Origin of the sequence: Stieleria sedimenti (genome assembly GCF_025060895.1) — a bacterium.
In the GTDB taxonomy this organism is placed as follows: domain Bacteria; phylum Planctomycetota; class Planctomycetia; order Pirellulales; family Pirellulaceae; genus Stieleria; species Stieleria sedimenti.
The window spans coordinates 19,516-37,267 of record NZ_JANZKV010000181.1 but is presented as its reverse complement, the minus strand read 5'-3'; the positions used below and the strand labels follow the sequence as shown (position 1 = coordinate 37,267).

General features: G+C 59.0%; 14 protein-coding genes. 10 read left to right on the top strand and 4 right to left on the bottom strand.

Going from position 1 to position 17,752, the window contains the following annotated elements:
* Window positions 1-511: 511 nt before the first annotated feature.
* The 5 genes from NZK35_RS22940 to NZK35_RS22920 all read left to right on the top strand — a co-directional run bounded on the left by NZK35_RS22940 (window position 512) and on the right by NZK35_RS22920 (window position 6,292).
* Window positions 512-1,270 (top strand): ribonuclease HI, encoded by a 759-nt coding sequence (locus NZK35_RS22940; RefSeq protein ID WP_259634859.1) that lies wholly within the window; start codon window positions 512-514, stop codon window positions 1,268-1,270.
* Between the two features lie 212 nt (window positions 1,271-1,482).
* Complete coding sequence (gene glgB / locus NZK35_RS22935) at window positions 1,483-3,732, top strand: 1,4-alpha-glucan branching protein GlgB (protein WP_259634858.1); 2,250 nt, start codon at window positions 1,483-1,485, stop codon at window positions 3,730-3,732.
* Between the two features lie 94 nt (window positions 3,733-3,826).
* Window positions 3,827-4,246, top strand: coding sequence for a bifunctional nuclease family protein (locus tag NZK35_RS22930; protein WP_259634857.1), 420 nt, complete (start codon window positions 3,827-3,829; stop codon window positions 4,244-4,246).
* Between the two features lie 12 nt (window positions 4,247-4,258).
* A complete protein-coding gene (gene panC, locus NZK35_RS22925; protein ID WP_259634856.1) occupies window positions 4,259-5,116 on the top strand; it encodes a pantoate--beta-alanine ligase in 858 nt (285 codons plus the stop codon).
* A 207-nt stretch (window positions 5,117-5,323) separates the two neighbouring features.
* Window positions 5,324-6,292 (top strand): UDP-glucuronic acid decarboxylase family protein, encoded by a 969-nt coding sequence (locus NZK35_RS22920; protein ID WP_259634855.1) that lies wholly within the window; start codon window positions 5,324-5,326, stop codon window positions 6,290-6,292.
* A 69-nt stretch (window positions 6,293-6,361) separates the two neighbouring features.
* On the opposite strand, the gene rsmG is transcribed toward NZK35_RS22920, so the two are convergent.
* Window positions 6,362-7,033 (bottom strand): 16S rRNA (guanine(527)-N(7))-methyltransferase RsmG, encoded by a 672-nt coding sequence (gene rsmG / locus NZK35_RS22915; RefSeq protein WP_259634854.1) that lies wholly within the window; start codon window positions 7,031-7,033, stop codon window positions 6,362-6,364.
* Between the two features lie 577 nt (window positions 7,034-7,610).
* Between rsmG and NZK35_RS22910 the strand changes: the two genes are divergently transcribed.
* Window positions 7,611-8,690, top strand: coding sequence for a helix-turn-helix transcriptional regulator (locus NZK35_RS22910; RefSeq protein WP_259634853.1), 1,080 nt, complete (start codon window positions 7,611-7,613; stop codon window positions 8,688-8,690).
* A gap of 173 nt (window positions 8,691-8,863) precedes the next feature.
* Here the strand turns inward: NZK35_RS22910 and NZK35_RS22905 are convergent, their stop codons facing one another.
* Window positions 8,864-9,139 (bottom strand): response regulator, encoded by a 276-nt coding sequence (locus NZK35_RS22905; RefSeq protein ID WP_259634852.1) that lies wholly within the window; start codon window positions 9,137-9,139, stop codon window positions 8,864-8,866.
* A 245-nt stretch (window positions 9,140-9,384) separates the two neighbouring features.
* On the opposite strand from NZK35_RS22905, the gene tmk reads away from it, so the two are divergent.
* Entirely contained in the window at window positions 9,385-10,023 is a 639-nt protein-coding gene (tmk, locus tag NZK35_RS22900) for a dTMP kinase (RefSeq protein WP_259634851.1), read from the top strand.
* Here tmk and NZK35_RS22895 read toward each other — a convergent pair.
* Window positions 10,002-12,206, bottom strand: a complete 2,205-nt coding sequence (locus tag NZK35_RS22895) for a hypothetical protein (RefSeq protein ID WP_259634850.1) — start codon at window positions 12,204-12,206, stop codon at window positions 10,002-10,004. The two genes, tmk and NZK35_RS22895, sit on opposite strands and share 22 nt — an antisense overlap.
* A 175-nt stretch (window positions 12,207-12,381) precedes the next feature.
* On the opposite strand from NZK35_RS22895, the gene NZK35_RS22890 reads away from it, so the two are divergent.
* On the top strand, window positions 12,382-13,053 hold the full coding sequence (locus NZK35_RS22890; RefSeq protein WP_259634849.1) for a hypothetical protein: 672 nt from the start codon (window positions 12,382-12,384) through the stop codon (window positions 13,051-13,053).
* 3 nt (window positions 13,054-13,056) lie between these two features.
* On the opposite strand, the gene NZK35_RS22885 is transcribed toward NZK35_RS22890, so the two are convergent.
* A complete protein-coding gene (locus NZK35_RS22885) occupies window positions 13,057-13,716 on the bottom strand; it encodes a metallophosphoesterase family protein (RefSeq protein ID WP_259634848.1) in 660 nt (219 codons plus the stop codon).
* A 285-nt stretch (window positions 13,717-14,001) separates the two neighbouring features.
* On the opposite strand from NZK35_RS22885, the gene NZK35_RS22880 reads away from it, so the two are divergent.
* Window positions 14,002-16,107, top strand: coding sequence for a vWA domain-containing protein (locus NZK35_RS22880; protein WP_259634847.1), 2,106 nt, complete (start codon window positions 14,002-14,004; stop codon window positions 16,105-16,107).
* 366 nt (window positions 16,108-16,473) lie between these two features.
* Window positions 16,474-17,598 carry a hypothetical protein gene (locus NZK35_RS22875; RefSeq protein WP_259634846.1) on the top strand — a complete coding sequence of 375 codons (1,125 nt, stop codon included), beginning with the start codon at window positions 16,474-16,476 and terminating at the stop codon, window positions 17,596-17,598.
* Window positions 17,599-17,752 lie beyond the last annotated feature (154 nt).

Genomic DNA, 17,752 nt, shown 5'->3' with positions numbered 1-17,752 from the left:
TAACTTAGCGGTATTGGATTAAAGCCCGCATGCGTTCGCAAGGGGCCACGCGGCGTCCCTCGCTCGCGCGTCGCGCCTGGCATCATCGCGTTGAGTTCCGAACTTCGATCGGATCGCCAGTCCGGAGCGTCGCCGGCTTGACGACGCGTCGAGCCGCAAAGGGCGCCGATTGTAGCGAATGGTAGCGTCCTGACAGCGGCCTTCAATCGGCGCAAGCAAAATCTACTGGACAAACTTTGGCGACGCGGCAAAGTTTGACGAGTCCACTCTTGCACGACGAGAGTGCCTGCCCCTCCCAATCCCGCGGGCCACTCTCGTCGTCGCACTCAACGGAATGGATCACCGGTCAGGCGGCCCGGATGCCGAGTCACTCGCAGATGTCACGCGAGTCTGTTTTCTTCCCGAAGCATCGTCAATGGAGCTGCGTGCCGTGAAGCTGTCATTCCCAATGGACCCCGTCGGCCCTTCGCTGATGACGCAAAACCGAGCCCTCCACAATCCACCAATTGCCGTGCCCTCCTCTGGACTCCCCTCCCACCAGAACCCAGCAATTGAAACGGATTACCTGCTCGTTTGCGAAGCCTACTCGCGTTCGCTCACCGACGGACGGTGGCGATTCACACTCGAAGCGGCCGACGGGGAATTGATCTTGGATGCCGAAGACCAAGAACTCGGCGACCTGAATCGGCTGACATTGCTGGCAGCCGTTCGTGGACTCGAATCGCTGGAAGGCCCCAGCGCGGTGACGCTGTTGAGCAACAATCGCTACCTGATTCGTTCGCTTTCCAACTCGCTGCCCCGCTGGCGCCAAAACAACTTTCGCTGGGAACACTTCGGCCGGCGGATCGACGTGCAGCACGCCGACCTGTGGCGCCGGATCGACCGCACCCTGGCGATTCATCGCGTGCAAGCCTGTCTGGTCAGTTCCTGCCTGGTCAGCCATGGGCACCAAGCTCTCGGTCAGGCCGCCGATCTCGGTCAGGCCGCCGACCTCGATTCGGCCACTCGCCAGGATTCGGCGCGACTGCCGCGGCAGCCCTCGCCGGCCGGTCCATCCCACTACCGCATCGACCCACCGCCGAGCCGCTCACGTCTCGGCAGCCCCCAAAACACAGCGTCCGACACAGCTCAAAACAACGTTCGCAGCAGCGTTCCGGCCCCCAGCGGGCGGTTGCGTCGGCTGATCAACGGCGACGCGGCCGCACCCGTCACACCATCCAGCCTCCGCCGCCGCGGACGGTTCACGGCTGAAGATTTGGAATCCGAATAAACCGGGACGTCCCGTTCCCGACCGTCGCCGCGGCGAGCCCCGTTGGCAGTTCGCCCCCGTGGCGGACAGCCGTTTTCCCCGGCTCCGCAGCAATCAATTCACGGCTCCGCAGCAATCAATTCACGGCTCCGCAGCAATCAATTCACGGCTCCGCAATGGATTTTGCGAGTCGCTTGTCAAATTTGACCCTTTTGGACCCACCGTTTTTCGACATGCACACACAGATTTCCCTCACCGATCTCGGACGACTCGTTGACGGTCATTTGGAGAATCCTTCGTCAATCCTCGGCCCGCACACGATCGACTACCGCGGCACAAAGGCGACGGCCGTCCGCAGTTTTTTGCCGGATGCCCAGGCCGCTTGGATCGTCGATTATCCCACCGGAGAGCGTCGTCCGATGCGTAAACTGCATCCAGCGGGGTTTTTTGAGGCAATCTGCTCAGGCACGGTCGACGCGACCTCGATCGGGCATAATGATGAGGTGACACCCTCGACGCACTCAAGTTATCGAATTCAAATGGCTGACAAAACTGGCAAACTCATCGAGACGAACGACCCCTACGCGGTGCCATCGATTCTGACCGATTTCGATCGTTATCTGCTCGGCGAAGGCAAATTCTATCGGCTCTTCGACTCACTCGGCGCCCAGCTGCGGACCGTCGACGACATCGATGGCGTCAATTTCGCCGTCTGGGCGCCGAACGCCCGAATCGTCCAGGTGGTCGGTGATTTCAACGGCTGGGACGGACGCGGTCACGTCGCCAAGCTGGACATGTCGGTCGGGATCTGGGAACTGTTCATCCCGGGTGCCAAGGCCGGTCAGAAATATAAATTCCGGATTTTGGACCAGCACGGTCAATGGATCGACAAGACCGACCCGGTCGGATTCGCAGCCGAGTTGCCCCCCTTGACCGCATCGATCATCACCGACTTGGACAAGCACCAGTGGAACGACGATGCGTGGATGGAGCGGCGTGCGGCGACCGATCCGATGCATGCTCCGATGAACGTCTACGAGTGCCACTTGGGGAGTTGGCAGAAAGGCCCCGGCCGCACGCACGGTTGGCTGGACTATCGTGATTTGGCGCATCGTCTGGTCGATTATTGCCACCGGATGAATTTCACCCACGTCGAATTGCTGCCCGTCACCGAGCACCCCTTCACCGGTTCTTGGGGCTACCAGACGGTCGGCTACTTTGCCCCCACCAGCCGGCACGGCAGCCCCGAAGACTTCATGTACTTCGTCGATTACCTGCACCAACATGATGTCGGCGTGTTGGTCGATTGGGTTCCGGCCCACTTCCCCAAAGACGCGCACGGGCTGCGCCGCTTCGATGGTTCGGCGCTGTATGAACACGAAGACCCACGCCAGGGTGAACACCCGGACTGGGGCACGATGATCTTCAACTTCGGTCGCAACGAAGTTCGCAACTTCCTGGTCGCCAACGCGATCTTCTGGTTGGAGAAATACCACATCGACGGTTTGCGGGTCGACGCGGTCGCTTCGATGCTGTACCTGGATTACAGCCGCGAAGACGGCGGCTGGATTCCGAACCAGTACGGCGGTCGCGAAAACTTGGAAGCGATTGATTTTCTCCGCGAGTTCAACGTGGCCGTCCACGAACATCATCCCGGTGCGGTGACGATCGCCGAGGAATCGACGGCATGGCCCGGCGTTTCACGACCCGTCTACGACGGCGGACTCGGTTTCACCTACAAGTGGAACATGGGATGGATGAACGACACGCTGACGTACATGCAGAAGGAACCCATTCACCGGGGGCATCATCAAAACGATCTGACCTTCAGCATGATTTATGCCTTCACCGAAAACTTCATGCTGCCGCTCTCGCACGATGAAGTCGTTCATGGCAAAGGCTCACTGATCAGCCAGATGCCCGGCGACGTGTGGCAGAAATTTGCCAACCTGCGGTTGCTCTATTCCTACATGTGGACGCACCCGGGCAAGAAGCTGTTGTTCATGGGCGGCGAACTGGCACAGTGGAACGAATGGAACCACGACGACGGCCCCGATTGGTTGCTGTTGGATTTCGAATCCCATCGCGGCGTGCAGAATCTGGTTTCGGATCTGAACAAACTGGTGATCGAAAATCCGGCCCTGCACCAATTGGATTTCACCGGTGACGGATTCGAATGGGTCGACTGCATGAATTGGCAGGAAAGCACCTTGGTTTTCCTCCGCAAGGGCCTGGCCGGGACCGAGCCGATCTTGATCTGCTGCAATTTCACACCGGTGGTGCGTCCGAACTACCGGGTCGGTGTTCCCAAGAGCGGTTTTTGGAAAGAGATTTTCAATAGCGATAGCGAACGCTACGGCGGCTCGAACGTCGGCAACTATCCCGGAGCGAACTCGACCGGCGACGGCCACCACGGACGCCCCGACAGCATCCTTGTCAATATGCCGCCGCTGGGTGTCACGATGTTCCGCTTGGAAAAATAGCTCGCCGTCGCATCGTGTCCGTGGCCGCGATCGGTGGTAAACTTTGAACCAGCGTAACGTTTCATGATTTCCAGTCCCATTCTGGCCCGCCGCGATGCCGGTTCAAATGCAACTTGCTCGGATCATCATTTCCGAGCTGACCGAAAGCCAAGTCATCTATTTGCGCGAGATCGATGGGGAGCGTGAGTTCCCCATCTTGATCGGCATTTTCGAAGCGACCAACATCGACCGACGCGTCAAAGAAGACGGCTATCAACCGCCCCGACCGCTGACGCACGACTTGGTCGTGCGAACGGCCGAGGCCCTCGGCGCTTCGATCCACAGCGTCGTGATCAGTGACTTGAGCAAACAAACCTATTTCGCTCAATTGCGTCTTGAGACCGAAGACGGCGAGATGATCGAAATCGATTCTCGCCCCAGTGACGCCATCGCCGTCGCCGTCACCTTCTCGCCGCCGTTGCCGATCTTTGTCGCTGAGCATGTGCTTGCCGAAGCGACCTCGAGCATGCCTTAACCGACGAGCGAAATGCAGATTCTAAGAACGACCGAACAGGCCACCGAGCTTGTTTGGCGATGGCGTTGCCGCGATGCATCGGTCGGCTTGGTGCCGACGATGGGGGCCTTGCATGAAGGCCATCTCTCGCTGGCGCGGACCAGCGTCGGCCGGTGCGACCACACCGTCACCACGATCTTCGTCAACCCGACCCAGTTCGCGCCCCACGAAGACCTGAGCCGTTATCCCCGGACGCTCGATGCCGACCTGGAAGGGCTGCGCCGCGAAGGTGTCTCCGCCGTCTTTGTCCCCGAATCGGACGAAATCTACCCGCCGGGATTCAGCACGTCGGTCCAGCCGCCCAGTGTCGCCCAATCACTCGAAGGCGAGTTCCGACCGACGCACTTTCAAGGCGTCGCCACGGTCGTGCTGAAACTGTTTCACATTCTTCCGACCACGCACGCGTTTTTTGGCCAGAAAGACTATCAGCAACTGTGCGTGATCCGGGCGATGGTCCGAGATCTGAATGTCCCGATTGAGATCGTTGCCTGTCCCACCGTTCGCGAAACCGATGGACTGGCCATGAGTAGCCGCAATCGCTACCTGAACGCCGAAGAACGAATCCGAGCGCTACGTCTTTTCGCGGCACTTGATGCTGCCGAGCAGGCGGTCCGCGACGGCCAACGCGATGCCGCCGAAATCGAACGAATCATGCAGGCGACGTTGTCGGCCGACGGACCTGAACAGGGCGTCGACTCGATCGATTATGCCAAACTGGTCGATTCACAGACCTTGCAACCGATCCCGCTGATCCATGACCGAGCCGTCGCGCTGATCGCGGCCAAAGTCGGCTCGACGCGGTTGATCGACAACCGACTGATCGACCCGTAACGGAAGATCAGGTCGCATTTTCCGCGTCAAGAAGCCTTCCAGTCTGACGTAGCAGCGGATCGCAGCGAAAGTGTCGCGATGGCGGTCGTGCCGAAACGCAGGTTTCGATACGATGTCGGTCCATCCGCGGCGGCCGATTCAACCGTTCATTCTCTCACCGAGCGAGTGGACGGGCGAGCGATTCTCAACGACTTACCCATCCGACACATGATTCAACGCATTCTTGTCACCGGCGGTGCCGGATTCTTGGGCTCCTACCTGTGCGAACGTTTGGTCGAACAGGGCCACGATGTCATCTGTTTGGACAATTTTTTTACCAGCCAGAAGACGAACGTTGCGCATCTGCTCGACTTGCCCAATTTTGAGCTGATCCGTCACGACATCACCCTGCCGGTGTTTTTGGAAGTCGACCAGATCTACAACATGGCCTGCCCGGCCGCTCCCGGGCATTACCAGTACAACCCGATCAAGACGATGAAGACCAGCGTGATGGGGGCGATCAACATGCTGGGCATCGCCAAACGCTGTGGCGCACGGATCTTGCAAGCCAGCACCAGCGAGGTCTACGGCGACCCCGAAGTCCACCCGCAGGTGGAATCGTATCGCGGCAGCGTCAACCCGATCGGGATTCGTGCCTGTTATGACGAAGGCAAACGTGCGGCCGAGACCCTGTTCATGGATTATCACCGCAGCAACGGTGTTGACGTCCGCATCGTGCGGATTTTTAACACCTACGGCCCCCGGATGCACCCCTTTGACGGACGCGTCGTTTCAAACTTCATTCGTCAAGCGTTGGTCGGCGAAGACATCACGATCTTCGGCGACGGCTCTCAAACTCGCTCGTTTTGTTTTCGCGACGACTTGGTCAACGCGATCATCGCAATGATGAATCACGACGATTTCGTCGGACCGGTCAACATCGGCAATCCGGACGAATTCACGATTCGCGAATTGGCCGAACAGGTCATCGAGATTTCCGGGTCGGCGAGCAAATTGGTTCAAAAACCACTTCCGGCAGACGATCCGACGCGTCGGCGGCCGGATATTACGCTGGCCAAGCAAGAACTCGGCTGGGAACCCAAAATCAAGCTCGCCGATGGGTTGCGACAAACGATCGATTGGTTCAAGTCAATCGATCTGGGTGACTACCGTCCGCCGACGCCGAACTACGTGTGAGCGACCGGCAGAATTCGGAACGTGGCAGAGGCTTCCAGCCGGTGGCTGCGCTAGTGAGCTGATTGCCGGTCAGCTGATTTTCATCGGCAGGTCACGCCCCTTGGGCCAAATCTGGACGATGGCGCCTTGCTCTTCTTCGCTTTCGTCACCGAGCGGATAGGACGCAACCTTCCGCAACTGCAAATTGCCCATCAAGCCCTGATGTCGTGCTTCGGAACGTTCCTCGATCCATTTGGGCCCTTTGATCAGCAGCATGCGGTCGACGTTGCTCCAATGGGGCTCGATCCAGCGGCAGAGTTTCGAGATGCTTCCCACGGCGCGGCAAACCAAACTGCTGAAGCGGAAGTCCTCCAACAGATCCTCACCCCGCGCCGAATAGACGGGTACCGGCAGATCGAGGTCGGCAATCAATTCGCCCAGCACGCTCGCTCGCTTGGCAACCGATTCGGCCAACGAGACGTCGATGTCCGGTCGCAGGATCGCCAGTGGGATCCCCGGCACGCCATTGCCGCTGCCGAGATCCAAGACTTCTTCGCCCGAATCGAGGATGGGTGCCAGTTGGAGGCAATCTCGCAAATCACGACCGACAAACAGGTCCCACGTCGTGTGACGGGTCAGATTCAGTTTTTCGTTCCAGCTCCACATCGCCTCCGCATAGGCCTGCAATCGAGCAGCGACGTTGCCATCGAGTTCGACGGCATGATTCTTCAGGGCGGTCTCAAAATCTGGATCGAGAGGCATGGGTTGGCAAAGTTAAAAGAACGAAATGTCTGAACCCGCATGATGATGCAATCACCTGATTTTGGGAACATCCCCGACGATCGCGAAATCGCCGCCCACCCCCACAGGGATGTGCCCCAAGCGGCCGGGCCACACCGCGTCGGGGGACAGACCCCGAACGTCCGAGGGTAAATGGGACCAATGGGACCTAGACGACTTATGGGTCCTATTCGTCCCATCCGTCCTATTCCCCGCGTGGGGACAGACCCCGGGTGTGCACACTATGGCAAATGGGACCAATGGGACCTAGACGACGTATGGGTCCTATTCGTCCCATCCGTCCTATTTCCCAAATGGGGACAGACCCCGTTGTGCAGACCGACCCCGTTGTGCAGACCCGTACACTGCGGGGACAGACCCGGTGATTTGGGAGCGACGCGAGAAATGGGATCGTTTTTTGATCCATCGAGTGGCACACCACTGCTCTGCTGCCGCGGTGACGCGTAGAATCCGGCCACCCCGTCTCGACACCGGGGCTTCACGAGCGGCAGGACTCGTGTTCTGTTTTGGTCGCGACTCGTAAGGAGACGAATCCCAGATGGCACGCAATGAACAGCTCATTCGCCAACACAAGTTGCTCCAACTGCTCGAATTGTCGCGTTTCGGTCGCACGCTGGAGGAGTTGCGAGGCGATTTGGTCGCGGACTTGGGTCTGACCAAACTGCACGAGCGAACGGTCCGCCGCGATCTGGAAGCGCTGCAAGCTGCGGGCTTTGATATCCAATCAGAAACCGTCCAACGCGGTCGCGTGTTCAAATTGGGCCAAAACACCACCGACGTCCACGAGATCGGCATTTCGGCGACCGAATTGATCGCCCTATCGATCGGACGCGAACTGCTCTATCCGCTGATGGGCACCCAATACTGGCGTGGCATCGAGACCTTCTGGAACAAAGTCCAAGAAGCGGTGCCCAACGGTGTCTTCGACCATTACGCGCGGTACCGTGCCGCCCTGCACGTGTTCGGCTCGCCCAGCAAATCGTACGAGCGCCAAGAAGGGATGCTGAAGACGATTAACCGCGCGATCCTGGAACATCGGCTCGTCGAAATCGAATACGAATCGATCGGCAAACCGGTGTCGACTCGAAAAATCGAACCCTACGGTTTGGCCGTCTATCAGAGCAGCATCTACATCGTGGCAGCGGTCCCGGGCACGACAACGACCGACCAACCGGACAACAGCCAACGTTTACGGAATTGGAAACTGGATCGATTTCATCACGCCACGCTACTGGACGAGTACTTCAAGCCTGACCCAAAGATCGACTTGTCGAAGTACCTGGGCAGCAGCATCGGAATCTTCTCCGGAGATACCCCGACACTGGTCAAAATACGCTTGGGAAAACGGAGCGCCGCCTACCTTCGCGAAGACCCCTGGCACCCGGAACAATCGTTGGAAGACTTGGGCGACGACCAGACCATGCTGACCGTCCCGGCCGCTCACCCGCGGGAAATTCTGCCCAAAGTTCTCTCCCTGGGCGCAGATGCGGAGGTCATCGAGCCGGCGGAGTTCCGCGAGACGGTCGCCGAATCGGTGCGCGAGATGGTCGCCCACTACACTTCAACAGCGTTCCCTCGGGCGGACGCACCGATCAACGCGAACGGCGGTACCTCTTGATCGTCAACGACTTGCGTCTCCCCGGGAGTGATCGGTTGCGAAGCAGAAGCCGTTTCTCCGATTCGTCTTTCTAGATCGACTCTCTAAGCGTTCAGCATTGCCCATTGCCGAGCTCCGTCGTTCACGGCAGACGCCCGGACGAAATGGCGGAACAAAAAGAGGGCCAACACACCTCAGCTGGCGGGCGTGGTGGTCGAGGCGGGCGTGGGAGTCGACGCGGGGGTGTCGATCATCGGGGGCTGACTCCGTGACAGCACCGACTCCACACGATCCATCAACCGCTGCGCGTCATCGATACAGCCGGTTGCATCGTCCGACGCCGACGCCACAAACTCCGCATTGCAATGACGGCAGGCGACGACACGACCGAGCAAAGAGCCACGGATCTGAATTCGCCGGCCACAGGTAGGACAAGACCGTGTGAAGCGAACAAGACTGTTTGTACTCATCAGCCATTCCTGAAGAGAGAAATCCGTTGAAAAGGGCTGCAAGGGGAAGAACCTACCCCTTCTAAGGCCATTAATCAAGCTTAAAAAACCCAAAACCACTCTCGCTGGCCATCGATCGAGACGCCGCAGGTGGCAGAAAGCGGCATTTCGACAACCTCAGCCAACTTCCCCTACCGAAAACCGGCTTCATCCAGTCGAATCGCATCGTGAATTGATTTCCCTTTTACGTTTCAAAACAAGTCTCAATGCCCCCCAAAACAGGTCACTTTATCGCCATCGACGGGATCGACGGCGTCGGCAAATCCACGCAAATCCAAGGGCTGGAGCGTCTGCTGCGGGAACTCGGCATGGAGTTCATTACGACGCGCGACCCAGGAAGTTCGGAAATTGGCCGACGTTTGCGGGCTTTGTTGCTCGAAAGCCGGCTGACCATGCATCGACGAACCGAAGCGATGCTGTTCATGGCCAGCCGCTGCGAGATGGTTGAAACGACCATTCGACCGACGCTCGCCTCCGGAAAAAGCGTGATTAGTGATCGTTTTTTGTTGGCCAATGTGGTCTACCAAAGTGTCAGTGATGGTCTGACGGGGGTTTCCCCGGACTTGCTCTGGCAAATGGGAGGGCTGGCCAACGGGGGCGTCCGCCCCGATTTGACGCTGTTGCTGGACATGCCGGCTGAACAAGCGATGCGCCGGATCGAAGGGCCCGCGGACCGCATGGAGTCACGCGGGGCGGAATACATGGAGTTGGTCCGCCAATCGTTCTTGGCCGAATTGCCCCGAGCGAGTCCATTCACCGCCGTGATCAACGCCGCTCGTTCGCCCGAGGAAGTACAGGCGGAGATCCGGACAGAGGTGGAGAACTATTTGAGTGCGTCCACCTGATTGATCAGCGTCTTGCCACGGACTTTCGTTTCGCCAAAAAACGCGATCGGACGAAACCGCAACGGGCCACCGCCGAGAGCCTTGGTTTCCACCGTCACCGTGCCCTCCTCGGCCTCCACGTTCGCGACGCTTTGACCGAGATGATGGAGCTCGATTCGGTCAGCCCCGGGACATTTCAGGCTGACTTCAATCGGTGTCGCATTGCTGCCGTCATTGCCGAACCCGTCCGCCTGGCCGCGCGGTTTGGTGACGGTGGCCGTCGGTGCGGGGTGATCGCCTTGAACGTCGACTTCCGACACAAACGTGACGCGAGGTTCGGTACGATCGAGCCCGGTCAACGTTGCACGGACGTCGTAGATCCCGGACGTGCCTTCGGGCCAATTGATGTCAACGGTTTGAACATCGACGGCCCCGGTCAGCGGAACGACTTGAAACAGCCGATCATCGATCGAAAGCTCCAATGAAGCGGGACGCGACTTGGGGACTTTTAATCGCAGCGAACGACGTGAGATGTTCAACCGCCTTTTGCCGTCGGTGACAAAACGTGATTCCACCAGTTCATCGGGCGCTTTTGCAAACGGCTGTGCGAGCGGATCGCCCACGATCAGCAATTGATAGGGTGACGCGACGGACTGATAAAAGGACTCGATCGCCGAAAGCCCGCGAGCGTAGTACCCATAAAGCATGGGTGTGGGAAACTTGTACTGCAGCGAATAGGGCTCGGCGACCGCACCGCTAGACATCGCGGCGCCGGCGCTGAGGAACGCCGTCAATTTGGTTTGGGATCCGATGTCGAAGGCCCCGCCGAAACTGGTCAAATTCTCGGCGATCGAACCGCGCACCAGAATCCATGGCTTTCCCATCACATCGGCCGTCGAAGTGCCGAGCATCAAACCCACGATCGCGCCCTGTTTATATGGAACGACGGCATTGAACACTTCGGTCTCGAACCCGTTTTCCTGCAGATAGACGATCGTCTCGGCGACGCCCGGAAACCTGGTTTTTGATCGAACATCTCCGGTGGTGCTAAACGCGAAGCGACCTCGGGGAAACGTACGATCGCCCTTGCCGGCGCGCAACAGGATCCGAACGGCATCGCTGAGTGTGGAACCATTTGGATGCACGACGGCCAACGAACAGGCGCACAGATAGGGGATCCCACCGTCTTTGATTTCCACCGGGCTGCCGGTCAACGTCCATCCGACGCTCGACGAAAACGCTTGTGGCCCCTGCCAAGCGATCGGACTATCGTCGAGATACGGCAGCGCTGTTTGAATCTTCGGATCGCCGAGATGTTTTTCCAGCGCCGGCGTCTCGGTCAAATAACCGGACGATCGCCAGCCGGCTTTGAGCGCCGCGCGAATCATTTCCACCGCCGGTTCCGCTTGCCCGTCGAGTGAATACGCTTCGGCGGCGCGAAGCGCCAGCGCGGGCATCGTCTTCGGGTGCCCCTGGTGCAGCTTCCTCCAAATCTCTGCCGATTCGGCGTACTTTTCTTCCTCGAGCAGTTTCATGGCGGCTTCAAACTCGGACTTTTTCTCTCCGGCAAAGGGGTTCAGAAAGTGCCGCTCGAATTTGCCACGCGCATACAGGTTGGACGCAAAACTCAGGTATCCCGGATCGTCGGCCAAGACATAGCGATAGAAATAGGTCAGGCCCGTGATCGAGGCGACCGGCAACTGGTACTTTTTCGCCGTCGGATCGGTGAGCTTGTCGCGATGCGACGAGATCTTGACGGCGGTCGGAAAGCCCGCCGAGTAGGCGATCACACGGGCGACGGGCGAAAGACCGCGCGCATCAATCTCGGCCAGCAGCGGTTTGAGAATCTGATCGCGAAACGCCTCCAGTTCGACATGAAGGCCGCCGGGGACGTCGCGCAGCACGACCACGTTCTTCGTCGGGATCTTCCTTGCATCCACGTAATAGTTGGCGACGGTCCGTGAGACCATGGAATCACCGTTGACCACCACCACCACATTTTCGCTACTCATCCCTGCATGAACCGCGTCGGCAAGACCGAGCACGGCCATGGACAAGACCGATGCGATCGCGACGTGGCGAAACAATTTCCGCTTGGCGATATCCGGGGGGCAATCAACCATCCGGCGGGGAATCAGGTTTAAAGTCATGCGTGGCTGTTTCCAATCCGCGTCGGTCGGGTCATTGCTGGGATTCATTGACATTGTGATTGGGACGAAAGATCAACGCGATCACAACGGGGGCAACGGTGCAAAAATCGCGACGGTCCGGGAAAGTGTTCGATCCAGGTTCGGTTTCTAACTATTCTACTGCGTGAACACGCCCCTGATTCTCCCGTCGCACCGGGCAATCCCACACGCTCTTCCCGGACCACCACCGATGCCCACGTCCACCGCAATTGACCGATTGCTGATTGCCGTTTCGACCGTGTTGCTGTTGGCGGTCGCCCCCGCGAAGGCCGATTTTGAAATCTCGATCGGTAGCGGAACGGTCGATCCGGGCGGCAACCTGTTGTTGGATATAGGGCTCGCCAGCGATGCACCGCCGCAGAATTTGGCTGAATTTGAGTTGATCTTGGAGATCACACCGATGAGCGCCGCTGCGGGCAGTTCGTTGGTTTTCGTCGATCCACAATCGGAAACGTTTCTTCAGAGCGCCGACTACATCTTTGTGGGCAACAGTGATTCCCTCATCAACGGGTTCGATGCGACAATTGTCTCGTCGCCCGTCGAGATCATTGTCAGCGATGGCACTGCGGATTTTTCCAACACGTCGGTCACCGGCGGTCACCTACTCGCGAGCGTCGACCTGGCGCATTTTCTCGGCGGGGCATCGGCGGCGGCAACCGCGGGTGACCAATATGGCGTGAGCGTGCGACCGGAATCATTCTTCGCGCAAGCCTCCGGCGACGAGATCGATTTCAGCTTCACGCCGGGTGTCGTGACGGTGGGTGCGGTCGCCATTCCAGAACCCGCTGCGGCAACGATCCTGATGCTCGCCACCTGCGGCGTGGCCCTTCAGCGTCGTCGTCGATCGTGCTTGCTGCGATAGCGTTTACTGCCGCAGCTCCCCTTTTTCATTTGCTTGCCAGACCTGCCGGGTGTTGACATCCATCGCCGTCAACCAGCCACCGCCATAACAATAGGTGTCCAGGCAAATCAGGTGGCCGGAGTCGAGAATCTCTCCGTCTCGGTTGGCGGTGTGTCCGACCACCGCCGTCTTGCCGCTTTGATGCTGGGGCGGAATCCCATTGGTCAGCGAATACCATCGCAGCATTTCGATCGCTTGTTCTTCCAATGGCAGCTCAGGATCGTAGGCGGCATGGGTGAAAAAGAAGTCTCCGGAGAGATAAAAATCGCCTAGCGATTCGAGAAACTGTTGGTGTTCGGGCGGCAGAAAATCCAGATCGCCGTCGAAGCCATAGCTTTCCAACGTCTCCACACCGCCGTAACGCAACCAAGCGTGGTGAGAGCCGCCGTGATGCAGGACCTCCAGCATCATTTCTTCGTGGTTGCCCAGCACGCCGACCAACTGAGAGCGATCCGCGAGTCGAATCAGGGTGTCGATCACCCCGCGAGAATCGGGCCCCCGATCGATGTAGTCTCCCAGCGTGACGATGATGTCCTCGCCGGTCGGATCAATCGCATCCAACACTGTCTCCAGGGCGGTGCGACAACCATGAATGTCTCCGATCGCGATCAATCGTTGCGTCACAAATTTTCCTCTCGTAGCCGGCGTTTCCAGCGATCCCGGGCGTTGCACAGCCTGCCCCCCCACTAGAGTCGTTTTGGGTACAAAATGTGCGAGATCGGCGTTCGTTCAAATAGAGTTCAGGTGAACAGGTGGCCCTAAAGTCGTTTCTACGTTGAAAGTTTGTGAAAGCTCAGCGACACTGTCTAGGCAGCGATCACGACGGCAATGCTTCCCCCGTTCGCCCGGCCCGCTTTGCGGTGCTTCGCTCAGTCCCTCTGTGCACGTTTTCCAGGATCGGATGTTAGCATGAGTACCACTGAATTTCCCAGCACCGGTTCGGCCGAGTTTCCGGAGCGTCCCGTCGACGCTATCGATCTGGGGGATCAGGACTTGGAAGAGGTCGATGCCTGGGACGAGGAGGAGTTGGAAGAGGAACCGGTTCTGCAGACGGACGAGTCCGCCGCGCTGATTGGCAGCATGGCCGTGCATCTCTTGATCATTGTCTCCCTGGCGATCGCGCCCAGCGCCGTTTTCAAAGACGAAGAAGCGGTGGTGATCGTTTCGCCCCCGGTGGAAACCGAATCCGAACCGCTGGTGGAAGAGGTTGTTTTCAGCGACATGCCGGAGATCGCGATCGGCGCCAACAGCACCGCCGAGGCCGAGATGGCGGACGCGTCGGCTGAAATGTTCGCGGAAATCGCCGAAATCCCCAGTCCCGTCGAACTGGAAAAAAGCGACTTGGGCGACATCGAAGTCAATCGAATTTTCTCGCAACCGATGGCCCCGATGGACCGCCTGACCGACCGCAAAGGCACCGTCGGTGAAGGGGCCAGCGGAGCGGCCGGTGCCGTCGATCGTCTGACCTTCGAAATCCTGCAATCGATGGAAGAGCGTCCGACACTGGTCGTCTGGCTGTTCGACCAAAGCGGATCGTTGCACCGCCAACGAAGAGAGATCCGCGACCGGTTCGACCGGATCTATGACGAGTTGGGCATTGTCACTGACGCAAAAGCGAAGGACGAGAAAGAGCTGGCCGCACAACGTCGACGTGGCATCAACCACGACGCCCAGCTGCTCAATTCTGTCATCGGGTTCGGGGAAAAAATTACGCTCTACACCGAGACGCCTACCGAAGACGTCGCCGAAATCAAACAGATCGTCGACAACATCGAAACCGATTCGTCCGGCATGGAACGCGTCTTTACCGCAGTCAAGAGCGCCGCCGAACAGTACAAGTCGCTACGCGTCAGCCGCGGCGGCAATGAACCGCAGCGGAACGTGCTGTTGATCGTCGTCACGGACGAGCGTGGCGATGACGAACAGCAGGTCGAAGACACGATCGAGATTTGCCGCAAATACGGCATGCCGGTTCACATCATCGGCGTCCCGGCCCCCTTCGGACGCCGCGAAACGTTGGTCAAGTACATCGATCCCGATCCCAAGTACGACCAATCCCCGCAATGGGCATCGGTCGACCAAGGCCCCGAGTCGTTTTTGCCCGAGCGCGTCCAATTACCGTTCACCGCCAACTTCGAAGACGAGCCGACGATCGACAGCGGCTTCGGCCCCTACGCGTTGACGCGTCTGAGCTATGAAACCGGTGGGATCTATTTCAACGTCCACCCCAACCGCAACGTTTCCCGCCGAGTCAACAAGCGTGATGTGGCCGCGTTCGCGTCGGACATGGAGTACTTCTTTGACCCGACCGCAATGTCTCGTTATCGCCCCGACTATTTGTCGCCACGCGATTACGTTGCCAAAGTCAAATCGAGCCCGTTGCGCAGCGCCCTGGTCACCGCTGCCCAACTCAAACCGGTCACGGGAATCAGCCGCCCAAGGCTGCGTTTCATCGGAACCGACCAGGCCCAACTGTCCGGTGACTTGACCCGCGCACAGCAAGACGCGGCCCGACTCGAGCAGCCCCTGGCACGGATGGCGATGACGCTCGAACCGGGCATCAAGTACCGCGAGTCAGAAGAGAGCCCGCGTTGGCGGGCAGGATTCGATCTGGCCATGGGACGCGTCCTGGCCCAAAAAGTCCGCACGGAAACGTACAATGCCATGTTGGCCAAAGCAAAATTGGGCATGTCGTTCGAAAAAGAAAAAAACAACACCTGGATCCTGGAGCCGAGCGACGAGGTAACCGTCGGCAGCAAATGGAAACGCGAAGCCGAAACGGCCAAAATGCTGCTCGAGACCGTCGTCAAGGAGCACCCCGGAACACCGTGGGAATTGCTCGCCAAGAAAGAACTGGAAGTGCCGATCGGTTGGACCTGGACCGAAGACTTTACCGATCTGTCGCCGCCGCCACGACGCAACCCGGGCAACAACAATAATCCCCCGCGGCCGGCCAGCGACGACCAAAAACGGATGCTGAAAAAAGCGCCCAAACGCCCCGTGCCGAAGTTGTAGTCAGAGCCAGGCGCGCAACAGTGATCATGGTTCGACATCCCGCCAACCCCGCCACCCCAGCGGGACGCGTCAGCGAGCGGCACGGCGTGCAATCCCGATCCCGACGCCCGCCACTGGCTCACGCCACGTGCTGACATGCGACACCCCAGCGGGACGCGTCAGCGAGCGGCGCGGCGTGCAATCCCGATCCCGACGCCCGCCACTGGCTCACGCCACGTGCTGACATGCGATATCCCAGCGGGACGCGTAAGCGAGCGGCGCGTGGTGCCATCCCCCGCAAAAACTCTCTTTCGCCCCCGACGTCGGATTTGTTACCTAGGGACGAGTTGACGATCTATCGACTCGATAATCCAGGGAAACCTACCGATGATGCGTCCCTCCCGACGTTCGTTTGCCGCGTTTTGCACCGCCGCCGTTGTCACGGGGCTGTCCGCCGCCCCCGCCCAGGCCGCCCCACCGAGCTTGTTGCGGCTGTTCGGAAAATCAAAACCGATCGACGAAGCGGACTCGTTCGTGTTGACCGAAGAGGATGGACCCTGGCTCCTGCTCGCGACGACCTTTGTTGGAGAAGACGCCAAAGACCGAGCCCAACGAACCGCCGTCGAAATCCGCAGCGAACTTCGATTGCCCGCATTCATCTACAAGGAAGAATTCAATTTCACCGGCACCGCCGGCGAAGACAACGCGACCGGCCGACGCGCTCGCTATGCAAACCCCCACCAATACCAGGCGTATGCCGTCCTGGTCGGCGAATACGACTCGGTCAATCACGAAAGCATCGAGAAAGACCTCGAACGCCTTAAATCGGCGGACCTCGATGTGTTTCGCGATCCCGCAGACGTCGCCGCCGAATACAACACCGAATCCCCGGCGTCAATGATCAAGGCGTTCGGCGAGCAATTGTTTAAATCCCGTAAAGGCCGCGGCCGCAATCCAATGGCCGCCGCCTTCGTCACCCGAAATCCGCTGCTGCCCGAAGGGTTCTTCCAACAACCCGAAGTCGATTCCTTCGTCAAACAACTCAACGAAGGTACCGACCACAACCTGCTGGAAGCCGACGGCAAGTTCACCGTCGTGGTGCGAACCTTCAACGCCTGCGGAACGATTCTTGGCGCGAAGAACCAGGACAAATTCAAGCCGAGCGAAGAGCGGATGGCCAAATTTGCCCGTCAAGCGGACAAGATGGTCAAAGAACTTCGCAAGCAGGGCGAGGAAGCCTACCAGTACCACGATCGCGATCGCTCCGTCGTCACCATCGGCAGTTTTGAATCACTCGGCCGTGAATTGCCCGGCGGCGGATTTCAGTATGAGCCGGAGATTCGTCGGCTGATGCAACAATACAGCGCCCTCAACGCAACGCACGCCAAACGTGTCCCCGGTCGCCAAGGCGTCGCCGCCAATCACGTCGCCATGATCCCGTTTGACGTCCAGCCGACTCCGATTGCCATCCCCAAAGCCAGCAAGCGAAGCCTGTACAGCGCTCTGCGCTAGGGGCGTTGGCAGACACCCCGCATACACTTAGCGGAACTTGCCAGCGGCTCATTGATCTCGTCGAGTCGTATGGTGCGCCGAGCGAAAAAGGGGGCAGGTACGAATGACACGGGCTTAAGTGTTGGTGTGCAGGCTTAAGCCCAATACCGCTAAG